Raw genomic sequence first — 23,498 nt, forward strand, 5'->3', positions numbered from 1 at the left:
CTCCGCCCTTTCGCCCAACCGGGCGGCGGCGGCCGAGGCTCCTAGGCCAGCGGGCGGTTGATGACGGCTTCGATGTGGTGGCCGTCCGGGTCGACCAGGAAGGCGGCGTAGTAGTGGTCGCCGTAGTCCTCGCGCAGGCCGGGCGCGCCGTTGTCCTTGCCGCCGACGCGCAGCGCCCCGGCGTGGAAGGCGTCCACCGCCGCGCGCGTGGGCGCGGCGAAGGCCAGGTGGAAGCCGGCGCCGGGCGGCGTGGCGTCGGGCCGCAGCTTCAGGCACAACAGGTCCTTGTCGTCCTCCAGGCCGTAACCGGTGGCTGTGTCGTCCTCGAACACGCGGCGGAAACCGAGCGCGCCGAGGGCGGCGTCATAGAATTCGCTGGCCAGGGCCAAGTCGCGGACGCCGATGGAGATGTGGTGCAGCATGTTGTTCCCGAGTGTGGTGTAAGAATCGGCGAATTATAGCGGAGCGGGCGCGACAACAGTGCAAAAATACCAATTCCATTGGAAATACTCCTTCAAAGAAACATTGCTGAAAATTCCAGTAGAATTTGTGCCGGGACCTCACACCAAGCCAGCGGCACTCCGCCCCGGCATGGTCCCGCCACTTGGAGATAGGCAATGGAATCCTACAAAATCTGGCTGATCGCCGGCGCCGTGCTGAGCGGCATCGCCGGCCTTCTGCATCTGGCCATTATTCTCGGCGGCGCGCCGTGGTATCGCTTTTTCGGCGCCGGCGAGGGCATGGCGCGGGCGGCCGAGGCGGGGCAGTGGTATCCCACGGTGGTGACGCTGGGTATCGCCGGCGTCTTGCTGGCCTGGGCCGCCTATGCCTTGGCGGGCGCCGGTGTGATAGCGCTGTTGCCCTTGTTGAAGCCGGCGCTGGTGGCGATCACGGCGGTGTACCTGTTGCGCGGCATCTTGTTCGTGCCGGCGCTGATGATGAAAACCGGCTCGGCCACGCCGTTCGCCCTGTGGAGTTCGCTCATTTGCCTGGGTTTTGGCCTGGTGCATTTGCTGGGCGTGGCGCAGGGGTGGCAACGGCTGTGAGGGCGCGGCGGGCAGCTTGCCGAAATTAGAGGCATCCTGTCAAATATGACAGGCATTGAGGTAAATCAAATAATTGATATTGCCTCATGGAAATTAATTGTATACACTCCAACGCAATTAATAATTCCGCAAGGCAATAATGCAACACCCAAGTAAACTGCTGTACAGCGTAGCTTTGCTGTCCGGCATCGCCAGCGCCCAGGCGCTGGCCCAGGTTTCACCAGACATCGCCGCCCAACAATTGCTGCGACAACAACAAAAGGAGCGGGCCCAGAGCGAGCAGGCGGCCGAGGGCCGGCCGGACGTGCGCCTGCCCCGGCCCGCCGCCACGGTCGCCGCCGGCTATGCGCCGGACGAGTCGCCGTGCTTCCCCATCCACCACATCGTGTTGCGCGGCGACGAGGCGGCACGCTTCGACTGGGCGTTGGCGGCGGCGGCCGACGCCAACGGCCGGTGCCTGGGCACGGCCGGCATCAACACGGTGATCGGCAAGGTGCAGAACGCGCTGGTGGCCGCCGGCTACGTGACCAGCCGCGTGCTGGCGGCGCCGCAGGACCTGCGCGCCGGCGAGCTGGCCTTGACCCTGGTGCCCGGGCGCATCCGCGCGATCCGCTTCGCCGCGCCGGCCGAGGGCGCCGCCCCGGCGCGCGCCTCCTACGCCACGGCGCTGCCGGCGCGGCCCGGCGACCTGCTCAACCTGCGCGACATCGAGCAGGCGCTGGAAAACTTCAAGCGGGTGCCCACGGCCGAAGCGGACATCGAGATCGTGCCCGGCGAGCAGCCCGGCGAAAGCGACCTGCTGATCAAGTGGCGGCAGGCCTTTCCGGCCCGGCTGAACCTGTCGGCAGACGACAGCGGCAGCGACAGCACCGGCAAGCACCAGGGCGGCGCCACGCTGTCGCTGGACAATCTACTCGGCTGGCAGGAGCTGTTCTACGTCAGCGCCAACCGCGACCTGGGCGGCGCGCGCCAGCGCGGCCGGCACGGCACGCGCAGCTACGCGCTGCACCTGTCGGCGCCGTTCGGCTATTGGCTGCTGTCCGGTACGGCCAACGACTACCGCTACCACCAGGCCATCGCCGGCGCCAACCAGACCTACATCTACAGCGGCAGCAGCCGCAACGTCGAGCTCAAGCTGGCGCGCGTGCTGTACCGCGACGCGGCGCGCAAGAGCGGCCTGGCGCTGCGCGCCTACCAGCGGCGCAGCGCCAACTTCATCGACGACACCGAGGTGCGGGTGCAGCGGCGCCAGATGGGCGGCTTCGAGCTGGGCCTGACGCACAAGGAGTTCATCGGCGACGCCACGCTCGACGCCAACCTGCTCTACAAGCGCGGCACCCACGCCTTCGGCACCCTGCCGGCGCCGGAGGAGGAGTTCGACGAGGGCACCTCGCGGCCGACGCTGCTCAGCGCCGACGCCAGCCTGGCGCTGCCGTTCGGCCTGGCCGGCGCCAAGCTGCAGTACCAGGCCAACTGGCGCGCGCAATGGAACCGCAGCAGCCTGATCCCGCAGGACCGCTTCGCCATCGGCGGCCGCTACACGGTGCGCGGCTTCGACGGCGAGACCAGCCTGTCGGCCGAGCGCGGCTGGCTGCTGCGCAACGAGCTGAGCTGGAACCCGGGCGGCGGCGCCCAGCAGCTCTACCTGGCGCTGGACTACGGCCAGGTGGCCGGCCGCAGCGCGGCGCTGCTGGCCGGCACCAGCCTGGCCGGCGCCGCGCTGGGTTGGCGCGGCCAGTCGCACGGCCTGCAGTACGAGCTGTTCGCCGGCAAGCCGGTGCGCAAGCCGGAACACTTCCGCAGCGCCGCCGTGGCCGGCGGCTTCAGCCTGAACTACGCCTACTAGCACAGCCAGCACTCCCCGCACATCCAGCATACCCACCACACCGATAAATCCCGCCGGCGGCGCTGTGCCGCACGGCCCCCGCGCTTGACCGCAATGGAACCGACATGAACAAACTTCGCTATCGCATCATCTTCAACAAAGCCCGTGGCATGGTCATGGCCGTGGCGGAAAACGCGCGCAGCAGCGGCAAGGGCATGGGCGAGGGCGCGGCGGCGTCGGGCCGCGCGCCGGGCGGCCCGGCCGGCGCACTGGCGACGCGGCTGCGCGCGCTGGCGCTGGCGCTGTTCGGCGCCTTCGGCCTGGGCGGCCTGGCCGCCGGCATGGCGGCGGCGCAGATCGTCGCCGATCCCGCCGCCGCCGGACGCCAGCAGGCCACGGTGCTGAACGCCGCCAACGGCGTGTTGCAGGTCAACGTGCAGACGCCCAGCGCGGCCGGCGTGTCGCGCAATGTCTACAGCCGGTTCGACGTGCCGAAGGCCGGCGCGGTGTTGAACAATTCGCGCACGCCGGTGCAGACCCAGCTCGGCGGCTGGATCGACGGCAACCCCTGGATGGCCCACGGCAGCGCCCGGGTTATCCTCAACGAGGTCAATTCCAGCGCGCCCAGCCAGTTGCGCGGCTACATCGAGGTGGCCGGCAGCCGCGCCGAGACGGTGATCGCCAACCCGGCCGGCATCGTCGTCGACGGCGCCGGCTTCATCAACGTCAGCCGCGCCACGCTGAGCACCGGCGCGCCGCTGCTGAGGGACGGCGCGATCGACGGCTACCGCGTGCAGCGCGGCGAGATCAGCATCCAGGGCGCCGGGCTGGACGCGCGCCAGACCGACTACACCTACCTGATCGCCCGTTCGCTCAGCGTGAACGCCGGCCTGTGGGCGCAGCAATTGACGGTGCTCAGCGGCGCCAACCAGGTCGACGCCGCGCAGGGCGCCACCGCGCTGCCGGACGCCGCCGAAGGCGTGGCGCCGCGCTACGGCGTCGACGCCAGCCTGCTGGGCGGCATGTACGCCAACAAGATCACCCTGGTCGGCACCGAGGCCGGCGTCGGCGTGCGCAACGCCGGCAGCATCGGCGCCGGCGCCGGCGAGCTGGTGGTGACCAGCGAGGGACGCCTGGAGAACAGCGGCAGCCTGGCGGCCAGCGCGCTGCTGCAGGTGCAGACGGGCGGGGGCGTCGCCAACAGCGGCAAGATCGACGGCGCGGCGGACGTCACGCTGCGCAGCGGCGGCGCGCTGGCCAACAGCGGCGGCGTCAACGCCGGCAAGACCCTGGCGGTGGAATCGGCGGCCGAGCTGGCCAACAGCGGCACGCTCAACGCCCAGGCCTTGCGGGCGCGCGCCGCCAGCGTGCGCAACAGCGGCATGCTCAACAGCGCGAGCACGGCCGAGTTGGCGGCGCAGGGCGATATCGACAACGCCGGCGGCACCATGCAGGCGCGCAGTTTCGCGCTGAGTAGCGCGGCCGGCGGTTTCAACAACCAGGCCGGCAAGTTGCTGCAGAGTGGAGGCGCGGCGCTGGCCGTGCAGGCCGCCAGCGTGCTGAACACCCATGGCGGACAAATCGGCGCGCCGGCTGCGGCCGCCGCCGACGGCGGCGGGACCGGCACGGGCACGGGCACAGGCGCGGGAAGCGGCACAAACGCGGGCGACGGCGGCGCCGGCACCGACCCGGCGACGCCGGCCAAGCCGGCCGACGGCGCGGCCGTGCCGCCCACGCCGGCACCTGCACCGGTGGCGGACGGCACGCTGCGCGTGGCCGGCGGCATCAACAACGCCGCCGGCCAGATCGTCGCCGGCGGCGCCGTCGCGCTCGACGCGGGTGCGCTGGACAACGCCGGCGGGCGCCTGAATGTCGACAAGCTGGCCCTGCGCGGCGCCGACTTCAGCAACCGCAACGGCCAGATCAACGTGGCGCACGACTTCAGCGCCCGCGTCGACGGCTTCGACAACCACGCCGGCCGCCTGCTGGTGGGCGGCACCCTCGACGCCCAGGTGGGCCGGCTCGACAACAGCAAGGGCTTGATTCAGGCGGCTTGGCTCGGTGTCCAGGTCGGCGGCGCGGCCGACAACGGCGGCGGCGTGCTGCGCCAGACCGGCGCCGCCGCCGACGCCCCCACAGGGGCGGGCGCGGCGCGGCTGAGCGTGGGCGGCGCGCTCGACAACCACAGCGGACTCATCGAGACGGCCGCCGGCCTGACGCTGGACAGCGGCAGCATCGGCGGCGCCGCCGGCAAGCTCACCGTGCTGGGCGACTTGCGCCTGGCCAGCGGCGCCACCAGCGCGCGCGACGGCGTCTGGCAAGTGGGCGGCGACGCCACGCTGCGCACCGGCGCCTTCGACAACCACGGCGGCACGCTGACGGCGGGCCGCAACCTGGGCCTGGACAGCGCCGCGCTGGACAACCAGCAGGGCAAGATCGTCGCCAGCGGCGCGGCCACGGTGGGCGCCTCGGGCGCCGTAGACAACCACGGCGGCGTGGTGCAGGCCGGCGCGGCGCTGCAGTTGAGCGCCGGCGGCAAGCTGGACAACCAGGGCGGCGTGCTCGAGGCGATCGGCGCGGCCGCCACGCTGGGCCTGCGGGCGGCGTCGCTGGACAACAGCGGCGGACGCATCGTCAACGCCGGCGGCGGCGACGCCAGCGTCGACAGCCGCGGCGAGATCGTCAACAGCGGCCTGATCGGCGCCAACGGCCGGCTGGCGGTGGCCGCCGCGACACTGGACAACCAGGCCGCCGGCAGCGTGCTGGCCGGCGCCGACCTGTCGCTGGCGGTGCGCGAGCAACTGGACAACCGGGGCAACATCGGCAGCGGCCACGACCTCGACTTCCAGCAGGCCGGGGCGCAGCTCAACAACAGCGGCCAGATCATCGCCGGCCACGACCTGGTGGTGGCGGTGGCCGGCGTCAACAACGACGCCGGCCGCCTCCTCACCGCCGCCGGCGGCGGCGGCGACCTGCGCCTGAGCGCGGCGTCGATCGGCAACCACGGCGGGCTGATCGTGGCCGACCGCGACGCCACGCTGAACGCCACGGCGGGCAAGCTCGACAACCAGGACGGCGTGCTGCAGGCGCGCCGCGACATCGCCGTCGACGCGGCCGGCGCCTTGCTCAACCGTGGCGGCCTGGTCGAGACGACGGGCGGCGCCAGCCAACTGCGGCTGCATGCCGGCTCGATCGACAACAACGCCGGCCGGATCGTCAACAGCGGCAGCGGCGCCACCGAGATCGGCGCCGGCAGCATCGTCAACGGCGGCCAGATCAGCGCCAACGGCGACCTCGACGTGGTCGCCGACAGACTGAGCAACGACGGCCTGCTGAGTTCGCTACAGCGGATGAGCCTGGCCGTCAGCGGACGCTTGGACAACGGTGGACGGATCGGCAGCGGCGCCGACCTGGCCATCAGCAGCGCGACCCTGGACAACCAGGGCGGCAGCATGGTCGCCAACGGCAGCGCCGCCCTGACGGTGGCCGACACCGTCAACAACGCCGGCGGCACCGTGCAGGCCGGACGCGACCTGCGCATCGCCGCCGGCGGCGCGCTCGACAACAGCACCGGCCTGATCGAGGCGGTCGGCGGCGACGGCGCGCTGGCGGTGGCGGCCGCCAGCATCATCAACGCCCACGGCCGCATCGTCAACGCCGGCAGCGGCGCGAGCAGCGTCCGGGCGGCAGGCTACCTCTACAACAGCGGCCTGATCGCCGGCAACGGCACGCTCAGCCTGAACGCCGCCGTCGCCGTCAACAGCGCCAGCGGCGCCATCGTCTCCGGCCAGGCGCTGGACTTGACGCTGGGCCAGCGGCTGGACAACCAGGGCAACATCAACAGCGGCGCCGCGCTGCACATCGGCAGCGGCGCCGGCGGCGTGGTCAACGCCGGCAAGATCGTCGCCAAGGGCCAGCTCGGTGTCGACAGCGCCGGCCTGCTCAACAACGACGGCGGCCAGATCGCCACGCTGAAGGGCGGCGGCGGCGACATCGCCATCGCCAGCGGCGGGCTGAGCAACCAGAACGGCCTGATCCAGGCCGACCGCAACGCCCTGTTCAGCATCAACGGCGCCGTCAACAACGCGCAAGGCACGCTGCAGGCCGGGCACAGCCTGGCGCTGACCGCCGCCGGCGCCCTTGACAACCACAACGGCCTGGTCGATGCCTCGCCGCCGACGCCACGCTGGCCGTGCGCGCCGCCGACATCGACAACCGCGCCGGGCGCATCGTCAACGTCGGCGCCGGCAACGCCGCCGTGGCCGCCAGCGGCGCCATCCTCAACGGCGGCACCATCGCCGGCAACGGCGCGCTGGCGCTGGAGGCGCGCAGCGTCGACAACCGCGCCGGCGCCAGCATCGCCGCCGCCGGCGCGCTGACGCTGGGCGTGGCCGAGCAGCTCGACAACCTCGGCCGGATCGACAGCGGCGCCAGGCTCGACTTCAGCCAGAGCACGGCGCGTGTCAACAACGGCGGCCAGATCTTCGCCGCCGGCGCGATGCGGCTGGCCGCGCTCAGCTTCAACAACGACGGCGGCCGGGTCGCCACGCTCAAACAGTCCGGCGCCGACATCGCGCTGGCCGGCGGCAGCCTGAGCAACCGGGGCGGCAGCATGCAGGCCGACCGCGACATCGCCTTCGCGCTTGCCGAGGGGCTGGACAACAGCAAGGGCACCATCCAGGCGGGCCGCGACGTCGGCATCGCCGCCGCCGGCGCGTTCGACAACAGCGCCGGCCTGGTCGAGGCGTCCGACGCGGCCAGCCGGCTGCAAGTGCGGGCCGGCAGCCTGGCCAACATCGGCGGGCGCATCGTCAACGTCGGCGTCGGCGCGGCCAGCGTCGGCGCCGCCGGCGAGCTGCTCAACAGCGGCACCATCGCCGGCAACGGCGCGCTGGCCGTGGCGGCGGCGACGCTGCGCAACAGCGCCGGCGCCGGCATCGCCGCCGGCGCCGGGCTGGCGCTCGACGTCGGCCAGCGGCTCGACAACCAGGGCGACATCAGCAGCCGCGCCGAGCTCGGCTTCGCGCAGGCCACGGCGCAGGTCAACAACAGCGGCAACATCGTCGCCGGCGGCAAGGCCAGCCTGCTGGCCGGCAGCTTCAACAACGACGGCGGCCACGTCGCCACCGTGCGCGGCTCGGACGCCGACCTGACGCTGGCCGCGCACAGCCTGAGCAACCGCGGCGGCAGCATGCTGGCCGACGGCGCCGCCAGCCTCGCGCTGGCCGGCGCGCTCGACAACACCGGCGGCACCGTGCAGGCGCAGCGCGCGCTGGCGCTGGCGGCCGGCGGCGCGCTCGACAACGGCGGCGGCAACATCGAGGCGGCCCTGGCCAACGCCACGCTGGCACTGCGCGCCGGCAGCATCGCCAACAGCGGCGGACGCATCGTCAACGTCGGCGGCGGGCACGCCAGCGTGGCGGCCGACGGCGCGCTCGACAACGGCGGCCTGGTCGCCGGCAACGGCACGCTCGACGTCGCCGCGCAGAGCCTGCTCAACCGGGCCGGCGCCACCATCGCCTCGGGCCAGGCGCTCGACCTGGCGCTCGGCCAGCGGCTCGACAACCTCGGCGCCATCCACAGCGGCGCCACGCTGGACTTCAGCCAGACCACGGCGCAGGTCAACAACAGCGGCCAGATCGTCTCGGCCGGCAAGGCCAGCATCGCCGCCGGCGTGTTCAACAACGACGGCGGCCAGCTGCTCACGCTGAAGGACTCCGGCGCCGCCATCGCCCTGCGCAGCGCCAGCATGAGCAACCGGGGCGGCAGCGTGATCGCCAGCGGCGACGCCGGCCTGGACATCGCCGGCGCCTTCGACAACAGCCACGGCACTTTGCAGGCCGGCAAGGACCTGGCGGTCGCCGCCGGCGGCGCGCTGAACAACAGCGCCGGCCTGCTGGAGGCGGCCTCGGCCGCCAGCAGCCTGAGCGTGCAGGCCGGCGCCATCGACAACACGGCCGGCCGCATCGTCAACGTCGGCGCCGGCGCGGCCACGGTGGGCGCGCGCACCAGCCTGCTCAACTCCGGCACCATCGCCGGCAACGGCGCGCTGGCGCTGGCCGCCGCCACGCTGGACAACCAGGCCGGCGGCAGCATCGCCTCGGCCGGCGACCTGCTGCTCGACGTCGGTCAAGGGCTAGCCAACGCCGGCGCCGTCAGCAGCGGCGGCCGCCTGGACTTCGCCCAGGCCACGGCCCAGGTGGCCAACCGGGGCACCATGGTCTCGGCCGGCCGGGCCACGCTGCTGGCCGGCGCCTTCAACAACGACGGCGGCCAGATCGCCACCGCCCGCAACGGCGGCGCCGACATCACGCTGAGCAGCGCGAGCCTGAGCAACCGGGGCGGCAGCATGCTGGCCAGCGGCGGCGCCGCCTTCAACGTCGCCGGCGCCGTCGACAACAGCGGCGGCACGCTGCAGGCCGGCGACAAGCTGAGCCTGGCTGCGGCCGGCACGCTGAGCAACAACGGCGGCGTCGTCGAGGCGCTAGCCGCCGGCGCCACGCTGGACCTGCGGGTGGGCGCGCTCGACAACGGCAGCGGCCGCATCGTCAACGTCGGCCACGGCGTCACCCGCGTGGCCAGCCAGACCGGCCTGAGCAACCACGGCACCATCGCCGGCAACGGCAGCCTGGAGCTGTCCGGCCAGACCCTGTTGAACGGCGCCGGCGGCAAGCTGGCCGGCGCCGGCAGCGTCGAGCTGGCCTTCGGCCAGCGCCTCGACAACCGGGGCAGCGTCAGCAGCGGCGGTACGCTCAACTTCAACCAGAGCGGCGCCAGCTTCAACAACAACGGCAGCATGGTGGCCGGCGGCCAGGCCAGCTTCGCCGCCGCCAGCTTCAACAACGACGGCGGCAGCATCGCCACCGCCACCGGCTCCGGCGCCGCCATCGGCGTGCGCGCCCAGAGCGTGAGCAACGTCGGCGGCAAGATCCTGGCCAGCGGCGACGCCAAGCTCGACAGCGGCGGCGCCTTCGACAACAGCCGGGGCACGGTGCAGGCCGGCGGCGACCTGCGGCTGAACGCCGCCGGCGTGTTGAGCAACGACGGCGGCGCGCTCGAGGCGCTCGGCGGCGCCAGCGCGCTGCGGCTGCAGGCGTCGAGCATCGACAACGGCGGCGGACGCATCGTCAACGTCGGCAGCGCCGACACCACGCTGCTCGCCGACAGCGCCATCACCAGCGGCGGCATCGCCGCCAACGGCAAGCTGGAACTGCGCGCCCAGACCTTGCAGAACCGCAGCGGCGGCAGCATCGCGGCGGTGGGCGACATGGAGCTGGCCATCGCGGCCCAGCTCGACAACGCCGGCGCCATCAGCGGCGCCGCCGGCGTCCGCTTCGACCAGGCCGCCGCGCGCCTGAACAACAGCGGCCAGATCCTCGCCGGCGGCGCCGCCACCATCGCCGCCGACAGCGTCAACAACGACGGCGGCCAGATCGCCACGGCCAAGGACTCGGCCGCCGACCTGCTGCTCACCAGCAAGGACTTGAGCAACCGGGGCGGCAAGATCGTCGCCGACGGCAAGGCCGTGCTGGCCCTGGCCGGCAAGCTCGACAACGCCGGCGGCACCATCCAGTCCGGCCAGGGCCTGCATCTGGACGTCGCCGGCGCGCTGGGCAACGACGGCGGCGTGATCGCCGCCGTGGGCGCCGCCGCCGCGCTCAGCGTGACCGCGCAGCGCATCGACAACGGCACGGGCCGCATCGTCAACCTGGGCGTCGGCGACACGCTGGTGGCCGGCAAGACCGAGCTGAACAACAACGGCACCATCGGCGGCAACGGCAAGCTCAAGCTGTCGGCGCCGACCCTGCGCAACGGCGCCGGCGGCAGCATCGCGGCCGGCCTGGCCATGGAGCTGGCCGTCACCACGCTGCTCGACAACCAGGGCAAGATCAACAGCGCCGGCACGCTGAGCTTCAAGCAGGCCGGCGCCAGCCTGAACAACAGCGGCAAGATCGTCTCCGGCGGCCACGCCGAGATCGCCGTCAAGCAGATCAACAACAACGGCGGCACCCTAGCCACCGGCGCCGACGCGCAGGCCGACCTGGCCTTGCGCACCGAGCAATTGAGCAACGAGGGCGGCCACATCACCACCGGCCGCGACCTGAGCGTGACGACCAAGGCGATGCAAGGCATCGGCGAGCTGTTCGGCGGGCGCGACCTGGCGCTGAGCATGGACGGCGACTACACCCAGGCCGGCGGCCAGCAGTTCCGCGCCAACCGCAACCTGAGCTTGAGCGTGAGCGGCGACATCGTCAACCAGGCCAAGTTCGAGGCGGTGGGCCAGCTCACGCTGTCCGGCCGCAACGTGACGAACAACGCCGGCGCCGTCATGCAGGGGGACAAGGTGGTGGTCAAGGCCGCCGGCAACCTGGGCAACGCCGGCGAGATCAAGGGCACCACGTCCGTCGAGCTGAGCAGCGGCGGCACCATCGACAACAGCAACGCCGTCGTCGGCGGCAAGCTGGACATGACGGCGCAGAACCTCAACAACAGCGGCGCGGCGGCCCTGCTGGGCGCCAGCGGCGCGGAGATGCGCCTCAACGTCGCCGGCCAGATCAACAACACCGCCGGCGCCACCATCTACAGCGCCGGCTCGCTGACGGTGGCCGGCGGCGCGGGCGGCGGCGCGGCCGGCCTGGTCAACAACGTCTCCTCGACCATCGAGGCGGCCAAGGGACCTGACCCTGAACGCGGCCAGCCTCAACAACATCCGCGAGAACGTCACCCTGGTCAAGGAGCAGACCTTGGAGGAGACCAAGGAGATGGTGCTGCCGAGCTGGTACCACCACGGCGACAACCACAATCGCTTTGAAACGGGCGCGGCCAACTATTGGCCGCACGAGGCCTATTACGTCAATCCGGCCGACATCATCGAGGACACCCCGGTCGTGCTGGCGGACGGCAACATCATCGGTCGCGTGGTGCTGCGCACCCACGCCAACGATTCCGCCTTCTTCGGCGTCAGCACCGGTCTGCACAGCGCCTACGGCGATCGCAAGCGCATCCTCCAAACCGAGGGCACGCGGGTGCTCTACTACTCGACAAGGGCCAACGACCAGCACAACCCGGACGCCGGCGGCGACCCGAACGGCGCCTATGTGTACTTGCAATACGTAACACAGTGGCAAGGCCCGGACGTCCAATACTCCAGCCAATACGGCAATTGCACCACCAACTGCGTGCGTTTCATCACGCAGCCGGGCTACGACGACCCGAGCCGCTTCATCAACCGCGACACCGTGCGCTCGGTCGCCTCGCAGGCCGGCAAGCTCGAGGTGGCGCGCACCGCCCACCACGTCGTCGTCGAGGACAAGTTGGCGCCCGGCGCCGGCAACGCCGCCCGCATCGTTTCCGGCGGCGACATGCACCTGACCGTCGGCCAGGCGCTGACCAACCGCTACGGCGAGATCATGGCCACCGGCGCGCTGAACGTCGACGGCGGCGCCGCCGTCAGCAACGAGGGCGTCACCCTGTACAGCACGCACACCTTCGACGGCACCTGGTACACCGACGAGCACCAGGCGGTGGCCTACACCGCGCCGACGGTGAATATCATTTCCGGTTCGGCCGGCGGCGTGATCGCCGGCGGCAAGGGGGTGAGCATCGTCGGCCGCAGCTTCAGCAACGTCGACGCCGCGACCGGCACGGCCGGCAACATCCGCGACGCGATCCAAATGCTCGGCAGCAGCGCCGACATCGCCGCGCGCGACATCAAGTCCGCCGGCGGTTGGGTCGACAACAGCAACAGCGGCGGCCCGGCCGGCGCCAGCGGCGTGGCCAACAACGCCGCCGGCGGCGGCCACGCCAACGGCAGCGGCGCCGGCAACTTCGGCTCCCTGCTGGCCCGCGCCTTCGGCCAGGGCGGCGCCAACAACGCCGCGACGGCCAGCTACACGGTGCGCAGCGTACCGCCCAACAGCGCCGCCGGCGCCGCCGGTGTCGATGCCAGCGGCACCGCCAACACCGCCCAGGCCGGCGCGCGCGCCAACGCCAGCGGCACGGCCAACGCCGCCACCGCCGGCCTGCGCGCCAACGCCGGCGCCTCGCACGGCCAGGCGCTGGGCGACGTCAACAGCGCCGCCGGCGCCAGCCTGGCCCGGTCGGCCGGCGCGGTGCAGGGCGACAAGCCGGCCCAGCAGGGCGGCGAGCCCACGCCGCTCAAGGTCGTCGGCAACGGCCTGTCCATCCGCAACCCGGACGCCAACGCCAGCTACGTGTTCGAAACGCGCGAGCAGTTCGCCAACCACGGCCAGTGGATCGGCAGCGACTACCTGCTCAAGGCGCTCGACATGGACCCGGCCACCACACAGAAACGCCTGGGCGACGCCTTCTACGAGCAGCGCCTGGTGCGCGAGCAGCTCGACGAGCTGACCGGCCGCGCCCCGCGCAACGGCGCCAGCGACGACAGCCGCTATAAAGAGCTGCTCAACAGCGGCATCAGCTACGCCAAGGAATACGGCCTGCGGCCCGGCATTTCGCTGAGCGCCGAGCAGGTCGCCCACCTGACCAGCGACATCGTCTGGCTGGAAAGCCGGAACGTCGTGCTGCCCGACGGCAGCAGCGACACCGTGCTGGTGCCCAAGGTCTACCTGGCCCACGCCGGCGCCGGCGCCGTCAAAGCGGGCGGCGCGCTGGTCACCGGCGAGGGTGTCGAGATCGAGACCACCGAGGGCGGCATCGTCAACCGTGGCGGCCTGATCGACGGCGCCAACGGCCGCACCGTGCTCACCTCGGCCGGCGACCTGCTCAACCAGGGCGGCGCGGTGCGCGGTAACGCGCTCGAGCTGACGGCCGGCGGCGACATCGTCAACCAGACGCTGAGCATCAAGCAGGAGTACAGCGGCGCCCGGCCGGGCAGCGTCATCAGCGGCAGCTTCACCTCGCTGTCGAACCAGGCCAGCATTGTCGCCACGGGTGCGCTGACGCTGGCCGCCGGGCGCGACGTGGCCGACACGGCCGGGGCGATCCGCGCCGGCGCCGGCGCCAGCGTCACGGCCGGGCGCGACATCGCCTTCAACACCGTGCAGACGGGCAGCACCTACCACTCGCAGACGCAGGGCTTCACCGAGAAGGACAACAGCGTCGTCCACCAGCTGAGCCAGCTCGGCACGGGCGGCGACCTGACCATGACGGCCGGGCGCGACCTGTCGCTGAGCGGCACCCAGCTGGTCGCCGGCGGCAAGGGCGCGCTCGAGGCCGGGCGCGCGCTGAGCGTGACTGCGGTCAAGAACGAGGTCAACGTCGACGTCAGCAACGACCCGCGCAGCAAGATGTACGACAAGCTCGTGCACCGCGACGAGACGGTGGTCGGCGCCGCCGTCGCCGCCGGCGGCGACTTGGTGCTGAAGGCCGGCACCAAGGAGACCGGAGCCTTGAGCCTGGTCGCCAGCGGCGTGGCCGGCGGCGGCAAGGTCGAGCTGCGCGCCACGGGGGACGTCGCCATCACGCAGCTGCAGGAGGAGCACCTGCTTGACACGGCCAGCCACCGCGAGTGGAAGAGCACGTTCAAGAAGGGCAGCAGCGACAGCGCCGACTACAGCGCCAGCAGCCACGTGGTGGGCAGCAGCGTGACGGGCGCCGGCGTGGCGGTGCACTCGGGCGGGGACATCGCCGTCACCGCCAGCCAGCTGACGGCGACGGACGCGCTGGTGCTGGCCGCCGGGCGCGACCTGCTGATCGCCAGCGCCGAGCAGAGCGGCAGCGAGCGGCACAGCTCGCAGGTCAAGCAGAGCGGCTTCAGCCTCAACCTGTCGACCGGCATCGGCTACAGCAAGAGCCAGGACGACAAGCGCGGCAACGGCGACACGGTGCGGCAGATCGGCAGCGTGCTCAGCGGCGGCAGCATCGCCGCCAGCAGCGGGCGCGACACGGTGGTCAAGGCCAGCACGGTGGTGGCCGACGGGAAGCTCAGCATCAACGCCAAGGGCGACCTGAGCATCGTCAGCGCGGCCGACCGCGACACGGGCGACTACGCCACCAGCAGCAAGAAGTCGGGCACCATCGGCAGCAACTTCCAGCCGGCCGTCGGCACCGTCAAGACCACCACCGACGGCAAGCACGCCAACAGCACCGAGGTCGGCAGCCAAGTCGCCAGCCTGGGCGGCGACGTCGAGCTGACGGCGGGCGGCCGCTACACGCAGACGGCCAGCCAGGTCAAGGCACCGGAGGGCGACATCGCCATCACGGCCAAGGACGTGCTGGTCAACGCCGGGTTCAGCACCAGCGACAACAGCGACCACACGACGTACGCCAAGACGGCGATCGGCGGAACGGTTTCCTCGCCGTTGATCTCGGCGGTGCAAAGCGTCAGCAGCATGGTCTCTGCCGCCAAGAACACCAAGGACACCCGGATGCAGGCGCTGGCGGCGTACAACATCTATGGCGCGCTCACGTCGAACGAGGTGAAGGACGCGGCGTCCGACCTCGCCAACGGCAAGTTGACCGGGGTGAAGGTTAGCGTCAGCCTGGGCAACTCCAAGGCCGAGAGCAACACGGTGCAGAGCGCCCGCGTCGCGGTCGGCTCGGCCATCGCGGCGGGCGGCAACGTTACGATCAAGGCCACCGGCGGCGGCAAGGACAGCAACATCACCGCCATCGGCAGCGACATCAACGCCGGTAAGGACGTGACGCTGATCGCCGACAACCAAGTGAGCCTGCTGGCGGCCGAAAGCACGGCAAGCCAGCACAGCACCAACAACTCCAGCGGCGCCAGCATCGGAGTTGGTTTCGCCGTTGGCGGCCAGCAGAACGGCTTCACGGTGGACTTCGCCGTCAACAAGGCGCGCGGCAACGCCGACGGCGACGACCTGGGCCACGTCAACAGCCACGTCAACGCCGGCAACCTGGTGGTCCTGAGCAGCGGCGGCGACACCACTCTGAAGGGCGGCGTGGTCGCCGGCAAGACGGTGGTGGCCAATGTTGGCGGGGACCTGAAGATCGAAAGCCTGCAGGACCGCAGCACCTACGACAGCAAGCAGGTCAGCGCCGGGCTCGGCCTTAGCGTCTGCGTTCCGCCGGCCTGCTACGGCATGAGTGGCAGTGTCAACTACAGCCAAAGCAAGGTCAAGGGTGACTACCTCAGCGTGCTCGAGCAGAGTGGTATCACGGCCGGCGACGGCGGTTTCCAGGTCAACGTCGAGGGCAACACCGACTTGAAGGGCGGGTTGATGAGCAGCAGCGCGGCGGCGGTCGACTCGGGATACAACCGGCTCTTGACTGGAAGCCTGACCGCAACCGATCTGAAGAACAAGGACAACTACAGCGCAAGCGGCTTTGCAGTGTCCGCCTCGGTCAGCAACGTGACGAACCAGCCAAAGAACGACAAGGTATCCAACGTCGGAAAGCCTGTCTCAAGTGGAGGGATAGGAGGGGTTAGCGGCAGCCAGGGCAGTACAACCGTTAGTGGCATAAGTGGCGGCGTTGTGGCTATCTTGGACGGGTCTAAACAAGAGCTAAGCGGCAAGGATGGCAGTTTGGTACTGGCAAGCGTAGATCGCGATGTCACAACGGAAAATGCGGCTGGCAAGGCCGGTGCGCTTGGCAAGGCGTGGGATGCTGCGCAATTACAGAAGGAAGTGCAAGCCCAGGTCGCTATCACCCAGGCCTTCAGTGCGCAAGCGCCGAAGGCGATCGCCAAGTATGCCAATGAACGGATCGATACCCTGTCGGATCAACTTGAAGCTGAACGTGATCCCGAGAAACGTGAGTCATTGAAGACGGAGATCAAAAACTGGAAGGAGGGCGGGTTCTATCGTACAGCGCTTCATGCTGTGAGCGGCGGGCTGACGGGAGGTTTTGGCGGCGCAGCAGGTGCGGCGGCTGTGGCGAAAGGCGCGAACGAGCTTAGTGAAATGCAAGATAGCGTTCGTACTATGTTGCAGGACAAGGGTTTAAGTCAGTCGGATGCCACAGCATTAGCGGGGGGCTTGGCTGAGGTTGCCGCTTTGGCAATTGGCTCTGTCGTCGGCGATACAGCCGGAGCGCTGACAGCGCTAACCACTGACACGAATAATCGGCAGTTGCACGAAAAGGAGATCAAGTTAGCAGAGAAAAATGGAAGAGCGTTGATGCTCGCAGCCAAGAAGAATAATGAGAACATCACAGAAGAGGAAGCTATTGCGCGTATTGAGAGGCAGTTGTTGCGCTGGGTAGATAAGACCGCGTACCTTAAGGATGGAGGGCGGGTCGATGAACTGGTCATTTCAGTTCTCGGCATGACCGGCAAAGATGTTTCCTTAAGCATAACCTGGGATTATCGCGATTTTGCGAAAATGCATGCGGATGAATATAATGATGCGAGCATCAATATTCAGAATGTGGTAGCTTACTCAGCGGCGTTTTCAAGAGTTAATGCGGGCTTGACGCCTCAACAGGTATTTGACCGCAACAATCAGGCCGGTGCACAAGTTGCGAAAGCGCTTGCCATGGTGTTTAGTGCCGAAGTCGTTGCTGCGGCGACGCCTGTTCTCGCGGCAATGAGCAAATCGGCATTGCAGGCTTGCCAAGCAAATATTGTGTATTGCCTCAATAGAGCAGGTATATTTGCTGGTGAGATGGTTGCCGGAGAGGCTTTGCCGGCAGGAGCAGGTTTGAGTGCTGTGGCATTGGCAGCAGAGAAGAAAATTTCGGCCACTGCTGCTGCCGAAGCAAAAATTGCGATGGAGAATGCTGTTTCGGCGTTCACTACTAAGCTCAATAATTTCTATCGAGATGGTGCGCCGCCTGATTTATTGAAACAAACACTTAATCTAGCCGCCACTAGTTCGACGCATAATTCGACTGCATCTGAGGTTGTTCTGGGAAAATATATTGCTGGTAGTCCAGATTCCTATGAAGCTGTCGCGCAAGCAAGAGGTGCAACCTATTTTTCAATGGCGGATTGGAGTACCGTTCAAAGTCAGTTGGGATCTGATAAGATGTGGGGGATAAACAAGGCGTTCTTGGATCAGCAAATTGCAAAAGGGAAAACTTTTATTTTCACGGGAAATCCAGCGTCGGGAAATGCTGGATATTTTACAAAGCTTGAGTTCAATCATTTGACTAGTAATGGTTACATGATTGTGAGAGACGGAGGATTTTATCGTGCTGTTAAAAAATGACATGCAGAGTTTTGATTTTTTATTTAATAAAATTTCCGAATATTATGAAATTTGTAAAAATAGAAAAATAGTTATTTTTGAAGAAAGACATCCTAGTAATGATGTTGAATCTGACTACTTCGTTAGATTTCTGTTAGATAGGAAAAATGTGGTGGAATACCGTGTAAGTTTTGATCGAGGTTTTCTTGTTGCGATAGTTTCATTGGCGATTGGGCCGCATTATTTTTCTCCGGGAGATTTTTGGGATTATGAAAATTCACAGCGGTTTAGTTTAGAGCCATCAACCGAAGCAATCGGTTTTAATTTGAAATTGCTTGATGAATTTTTAATTTCTAATTGATTTGCCGACGTTGTAAAGCGCCTGGGCGACGCCTTCTACGAGCAGCGCCTGGTGCGCGAGCAGCTCGACGAGCTGACCGGCCGCGCCCCGCGCAACGGCGCCAGCGACGACAGCCGCTATAAAGAGCTGCTCAACAGCGGCATCAGCTACGCCAAGGAATACGGCCTGCGGCCCGGCATTTCGCTGAGCGCCGAGCAGGTCGCCCACCTGACCAGCGACATCGTCTGGCTGGAAAGCCGGAACGTCGTGCTGCCCGACGGCAGCAGCGAAACCGTGCTGGTGCCCAAGGTCTACCTGGCCCACGCCGGCGCCGGCGCCGTCAAAGCGGGCGGCGCGCTGGTCACCGGCGAGGGTGTCGAGATCGAGACCACCGAGGGCGGCATCGTCAACCGTGGCGGCCTGATCGACGGCGCCAACGGCCGCACCGTGCTCACCTCGGCCGGCGACCTGCTCAACCAGGGCGGCGCGGTGCGCGGTAACGCGCTCGAGCTGACGGCCGGCGGCGACATCGTCAACCAGACGCTGAGCATCAAGCAGGAGTACGGCGGCGCCCGGCCGGGCAGCGTCATCAGCGGCAGCTTCACCTCGCTGTCGAACCAGGCCAGCATTGTCGCCACGGGTGCGCTGACGCTGGCCGCCGGGCGCGACGTGGCCGACACGGCCGGGGCGATCCGCGCCGGCGCCGGCGCCAGCGTCGCGGCCGGGCGCGACATCGCCTTCAACACCGTGCAGACGGGCGGCAGTTCCGAGTGGAAGGCCTCCGGCTTCACCGGCTCGAGCAGCGGCGTCAACCACCAGGCCAGCCAGCTGAACAGCAGCGGCGACCTGACCATGACGGCAGGCCGCGACCTGGCGCTGAGCGGCACCCAGGCCGCCGCCGGCGGCAAGGGCGCGCTCGAGGCCGGGCGCGCGCTGAGCGTGGCGGCGGTCAAGAACGAGAGCCGGCTGGACGTCAGCAACGACGCGCGCAGCAAGACCTACGACAAGACGATCGTGCATAACGAGACGGTGGCCGGCGCGGCCGTCTCGGCCGGCGGCGACCTGAGCCTGAAGGCCGGCACCAAGGAGACCGGAGCCTTGAGCCTGGTCGCCAGCGGCGTGGCCGGCGGCGGCAAGGTCGAGCTGCGCGCAACGGGCGACGTCGCCATCACGCAGCTGCAGGAGGAGCACCTGCTTGACACGGCCAGCCACCGCGAGTGGAAGAGCACGTTCAAGAAGGGCAGCAGCGACAGCGCCGACTACAGCGCCAGCAGCCACGTGGTGGGCAGCAGCGTGGCGGGCGCCGGCGTGGCGGTGCACTCGGGCGGGGACATCGCCGTCACCGCCAGCCAGCTGACGGCGACGGACGCGCTGGTGCTGGCCGCCGGGCGCGACCTGTTGATCGCCAGCGCCGAGCAGAGCGGCAGCGAGCGGCACAGCTCGCAGGTCAAGCAGAGCGGCTTCAGCCTCAACCTGTCGACCGGCATCGGCTACAGCAAGAGCCAGGACGACAAGAGCGGCAACGGCGACACGGTGCGGCAGATCGGCAGCGTGCTCAGCGGCGGCAGCATCGCCGCCACCAGCGGGCGCGACACGGTGGTCAAGGCCAGCACGGTGGTGGCCGACGGGAAGCTCAGCATCAACGCCAAGGGCGACCTGAGCATCGTCAGCGCGGCCGACCGCGACACGGGCGACTACGCCACCAGCAGCAAGAAGTCGGGCACCATCGGCAGCAACTTCCAGCCGGCCGTCGGCACCGTCAAGACCACCACCGACGGCAGGCACGCCAACAGCACCCAGGTCGGCAGCCAGATCGCCAGCCTGGGCGGCGACGTCGAGCTGACGGCGGGCGGGCGCTACACGCAGACGGCCAGCCAGGTCAAGGCTCCCGGCGGCGACATCGCCATCACGGCCAAGGACGTGCTGGTCAACGCCGGGTATAGCACGACCGACAGCACCGACCACACGACGTACGCCAAGACGGCGATCGGCGGCACGGTCAGCGTACCGCTGATCGACGCCATCAAAGGCGTCAAGGGCACGCTCGATGCCGGCAAGAGCACCAAGGACTCGCGCATGCAGGCCTTGGCGGCGGTCAACCTCGCCGCCAGTTCGGCGGCCCTGGCGAAGGCCGCCAAGGAGTTCTCCAACGGTATGTCGACGGGCATCAAGGTCAGCGTCAGCCTGGGCAACTCGAAGAGCGAGAGCAACTCTGTGCAGAGCGCCGCCGTCGCGGTGGGCTCGACCATCGCGGCCGGCGGCAGCGTCACCATCAAGGCCACCGGCGGCGGCAAGGACAGCAACATCACCGCCATCGGCAGCGACATCAGCGCCGGCGAGGACGTGACGCTGAACGCGGGCAACCAGGTGAATCTGTTGGCGGCGGAAAGCACGGTGAGCCAGCACAGCACCAACAGTTCCAGCGGCGCCAGCATCGGCATCGGCTTCGCCTTCGGCGGCCAGCAGAACGGCATGACGTTCGACTTCGCCGCGTCCAAGGCGCGCGGCAACGCCGACGGCGACGACCTGAGCCACAGCAACACCCACGTCGCCGGCGGCGGCGTGGTGACGGTGACGAGCGGCGGCGACACCAACGTGAAGGGCGGCGTGATCGCCGGCGATTCCGTGGTGGCCGACATCGGCGGCAATCTCAACATCGAGAGCCTGCAGGACAGCAGCAAGTACAAGAGCAAGCAGGTCAGCGCGGGCGTCGGCATCACCGTCTGCGTGCCGCCTGTCTGCTACGGCAACAGCTCGGTGAGCGGCAGCTTCAGCAACTCCAAGGTGGAGGGCGACTTCCTCAGCGTGATCGAGCAGAGCGGCATCAAGGCCGGCGACGGCGGCTTCGACCTCACCGTCAAGGGCAACACCGACCTGAAGGGCGCGGTGCTGGGCAGCGACCAAGTGGCGATCGCGGAGGGCGTGAACAGCCTGGTCACGGGCAGCCTGACGACCAGCGATTTGCAAAACAAGGACCACCACGACGCCAGCGGCTTCAGCGTGAGCGGAAGTTTCAGCAGCAAGATTGGCGACCAAACCACTGCGCAGTCGGATGCCGACAAGAAGGCTGCGAACGAGAAGAAAAATCCCGGAGGCCACGGAGGCGGCGCCGGATTTGGTAGCGCTTCGGGCAGCCAGCAAAGCGTGACTCTGGCAGGGGTAAGCGATGCTTTCATCGACATCACCAACGAGGCGCGCCAGCGGGAGTTGACGGGCAGGACGGTCGAGCAGCAATTGGCCTTGTTGAACCGCGATGTCAGCAGCGACAAGGACGCGGCAAATAGCCTGGGCAAGGGTTGGGACGCCAAGGCATTGGACAAGGAGGTAAATGCGCAAATGTCAATTACCGCCGCGTTTAGCCAGTTGGCGGCGAAAGAGGTGGGCGACTATGCCGTGAAGCAAAAAAATGATGCGCTCGCCCTTGGGGATAAAGCCGAGGCGGCGAAGTGGGCTGAAGGTGGCGCATATCACGTCTTGGCGCATGCTGTCATTGGCGCCCTGGCCGGTGGCGTCAATGGTGCGGCTGGCGCGGGCGTCAGCGCATGGACGGCTCCGCAGGTCGATGAGTATATTAAAGGATTGGACTTGCCCGATGCCGTGCGCAAGGTGGTGATACTAGCCGCGAGCACGGGCCTCGCCGGCATGGTTGGGGGAGATGCCGGCGCGGTTAGCGGCTATGATCAGGTCGTCAACAACTACTTAAAGCATGACGAAATCAATTCTTTGCTAAAAGCGCAGAAGGGCTGCAAATCTGGCAAAGGAAGCGCTTCGGACTGTGCCGAGGTGAAACGTCTTGAGACCTTGGACAAGCAGCGTGAAGTGGCCTTGAGTAACTGCGATGGCGATAGCAGTGCTCGTTGCGTGGCTGTCAGGCAGGAGGTTCGCAGTGCGTATGCAGATATTATACGCAAGTACGATTCATCCGTAGATCCGAAGAGCAATAGCTTCTTCTGGTATGACGAGCAAATGTGGAAGACCCGGCGTGCAGCGGATAGCACAATCAGCTCCTTGGATCGTACAAAGGGAGGGCTTATCGGGTTGAAGGATGGTGTCATAGGTGGCTTGGTTGGGCTTATGGACGGGGTTGTCATTACTTTCAAGGCGGAATTTGGAGACGAACAGGCTCAGGCGAAAATTGACAAGGCAATTGATGGTGTCATTAAAGTGGCAAGTAGCCCTTCGCTTTGGATTAAAATAATAAGTAATGCGAGAGCTGAGTCACGGGAAGAATTGGCAGCTGCTTATGAAAAAGGAGATGGTTTCGCTCTAGGGAAAATTGCTGGCGAGGTATTGTCAAATTTCGTGGGTGACGGAATCGGCAGTATAGGTAAAGCGGGGAAAGTCGCCGCGATCCTAGAAGATGCAAGTAAGGTTTCAAAAAATATTGCCAGGTCTGTAGACGCAGCGCTGTTGGTTGAATTAGCTGAAAATGGAGTGAAATTTACAGCGGATAGAGTGGTTGCAACAGGAAGGAATTCAGCAGGGAAGGTAGTCTTCTTAGAGTTGGGCGATTCAAGTGCTGGATTGCAACACATCCTAGAACGGCACGCTTTAAATTTTGCAGATAAGGGGATATTGTCGTCTGAGATTCCATCTGTTGTAATGAAGGCTGTAACGGAAGGGAAGATTGTAGGGGTAAACGGATCTGCTCCAGTATTCGAAATAGTGCATAATGGTATCGTTCAACATATTTCAGTTGGTGTTGGATCAAATGGATTTATTGTTCGGGCAAACCCTGTTTCAAAATGGAAACCAATATGATTAAAGATATTCGCTTTGGTGCCGTGTATGGTGCCCCTCCTATATTCGACGCTGATTTAGATGAAATGGGATATGTTGAGTTATCCGAACTTAATATTTCTGGTAGGCTGGCTGAGGAAATTGAAAAGTGGGATAAGGAATTTCAAAATACATTTTCCGACGATTACCCTCCTGAATCAGGATTTGTTAGTACCAATGATCTTAAATTGCATAATGAGCGCGGTGTCGAACTTGCATCTATGTTGCAGGAATTTTTAGGGCCAATGGTTAAAGTTAAATTTATTCCTGCACAAAAATAGATTTCTAACTATCAGTTTTTGTATGATTACGGCCATCATGACGGGATGGTGCGGCGTTGTTGCATAAATCCAGCCGTGGCGAGGGCTGACGTTTACGCGCAACAACCGGTGCCGCAGGGCTGTTAACTTTCGACGAACTTGCGTAGATTC

The 23,498-nt window shown here is 67.1% G+C and carries 9 protein-coding genes; 8 read left to right on the forward strand and 1 reads right to left on the reverse strand.

All coding sequences use genetic code 11. The annotated features are described in order from the left end of the window. Positions 1–41 precede the first annotated feature (41 nt). Positions 42–422, reverse strand: a complete 381-nt coding sequence (locus QC826_RS11755; RefSeq protein WP_279765786.1) for a VOC family protein — start codon at positions 420–422, stop codon at positions 42–44. A gap of 195 nt (positions 423–617) precedes the next feature. On the opposite strand from QC826_RS11755, the gene QC826_RS11760 reads away from it, so the two are divergent. The 8 genes from QC826_RS11760 to QC826_RS11795 all read left to right on the forward strand — a co-directional run bounded on the left by QC826_RS11760 (position 618) and on the right by QC826_RS11795 (position 23,348). After that, a complete protein-coding gene (locus QC826_RS11760; RefSeq protein ID WP_279765787.1) occupies positions 618–1,046 on the forward strand; it encodes a hypothetical protein in 429 nt (142 codons plus the stop codon). A 139-nt stretch (positions 1,047–1,185) separates the two neighbouring features. Then, a complete protein-coding gene (locus QC826_RS11765; RefSeq protein ID WP_279765788.1) occupies positions 1,186–2,892 on the forward strand; it encodes a ShlB/FhaC/HecB family hemolysin secretion/activation protein in 1,707 nt (568 codons plus the stop codon). A gap of 104 nt (positions 2,893–2,996) precedes the next feature. Further along, complete coding sequence (locus QC826_RS11770) at positions 2,997–7,250, forward strand: filamentous hemagglutinin N-terminal domain-containing protein (protein WP_279765789.1); 4,254 nt, start codon at positions 2,997–2,999, stop codon at positions 7,248–7,250. Then, positions 7,190–11,683, forward strand: coding sequence for a beta strand repeat-containing protein (locus tag QC826_RS11775; RefSeq protein WP_409567872.1), 4,494 nt, complete (start codon positions 7,190–7,192; stop codon positions 11,681–11,683). The genes QC826_RS11770 and QC826_RS11775 overlap by 61 nt, the downstream gene beginning before the upstream one ends. Continuing rightward, on the forward strand, positions 11,616–17,969 hold the full coding sequence (locus QC826_RS11780; RefSeq protein WP_279765790.1) for a hemagglutinin repeat-containing protein: 6,354 nt from the start codon (positions 11,616–11,618) through the stop codon (positions 17,967–17,969). Before QC826_RS11775 ends, QC826_RS11780 begins: the two co-directional genes overlap by 68 nt. After that, positions 17,953–18,309 carry a hypothetical protein gene (locus QC826_RS11785; RefSeq protein WP_279765791.1) on the forward strand — a complete coding sequence of 119 codons (357 nt, stop codon included), beginning with the start codon at positions 17,953–17,955 and terminating at the stop codon, positions 18,307–18,309. The genes QC826_RS11780 and QC826_RS11785 overlap by 17 nt, the downstream gene beginning before the upstream one ends. Before the next feature lie 51 nt (positions 18,310–18,360). Further along, positions 18,361–23,049, forward strand: a complete 4,689-nt coding sequence (locus QC826_RS11790; RefSeq protein WP_279765792.1) for a hemagglutinin repeat-containing protein — start codon at positions 18,361–18,363, stop codon at positions 23,047–23,049. Continuing rightward, positions 23,046–23,348 (forward strand): hypothetical protein, encoded by a 303-nt coding sequence (locus QC826_RS11795; RefSeq protein WP_279765793.1) that lies wholly within the window; start codon positions 23,046–23,048, stop codon positions 23,346–23,348. Before QC826_RS11790 ends, QC826_RS11795 begins: the two co-directional genes overlap by 4 nt. The last annotated feature ends 150 nt before the right edge of the window (positions 23,349–23,498 follow it).

This window comes from Rugamonas sp. DEMB1 (genome assembly GCF_029834475.1).
In the GTDB taxonomy this organism is placed as follows: domain Bacteria; phylum Pseudomonadota; class Gammaproteobacteria; order Burkholderiales; family Burkholderiaceae_D; genus Rugamonas; species Rugamonas rubra.

What these genes read in the sequence shown, in the direction of transcription:
- QC826_RS11755 (WP_279765786.1), bottom strand. Translation starts at nt 422, where the DNA reads ATGCTGCACCACATCTCCATCGGCGTCCGCGACTTGGCCCTGGCCAGC.
- QC826_RS11760 (WP_279765787.1), top strand. Translation starts at nt 618, where the DNA reads ATGGAATCCTACAAAATCTGGCTGATCGCCGGCGCCGTGCTGAGCGGC.
- QC826_RS11765 (WP_279765788.1), top strand. Translation starts at nt 1,186, where the DNA reads ATGCAACACCCAAGTAAACTGCTGTACAGCGTAGCTTTGCTGTCCGGC.
- QC826_RS11770 (WP_279765789.1), top strand. Translation starts at nt 2,997, where the DNA reads ATGAACAAACTTCGCTATCGCATCATCTTCAACAAAGCCCGTGGCATG.
- QC826_RS11795 (WP_279765793.1), top strand. Translation starts at nt 23,046, where the DNA reads ATGATTAAAGATATTCGCTTTGGTGCCGTGTATGGTGCCCCTCCTATA.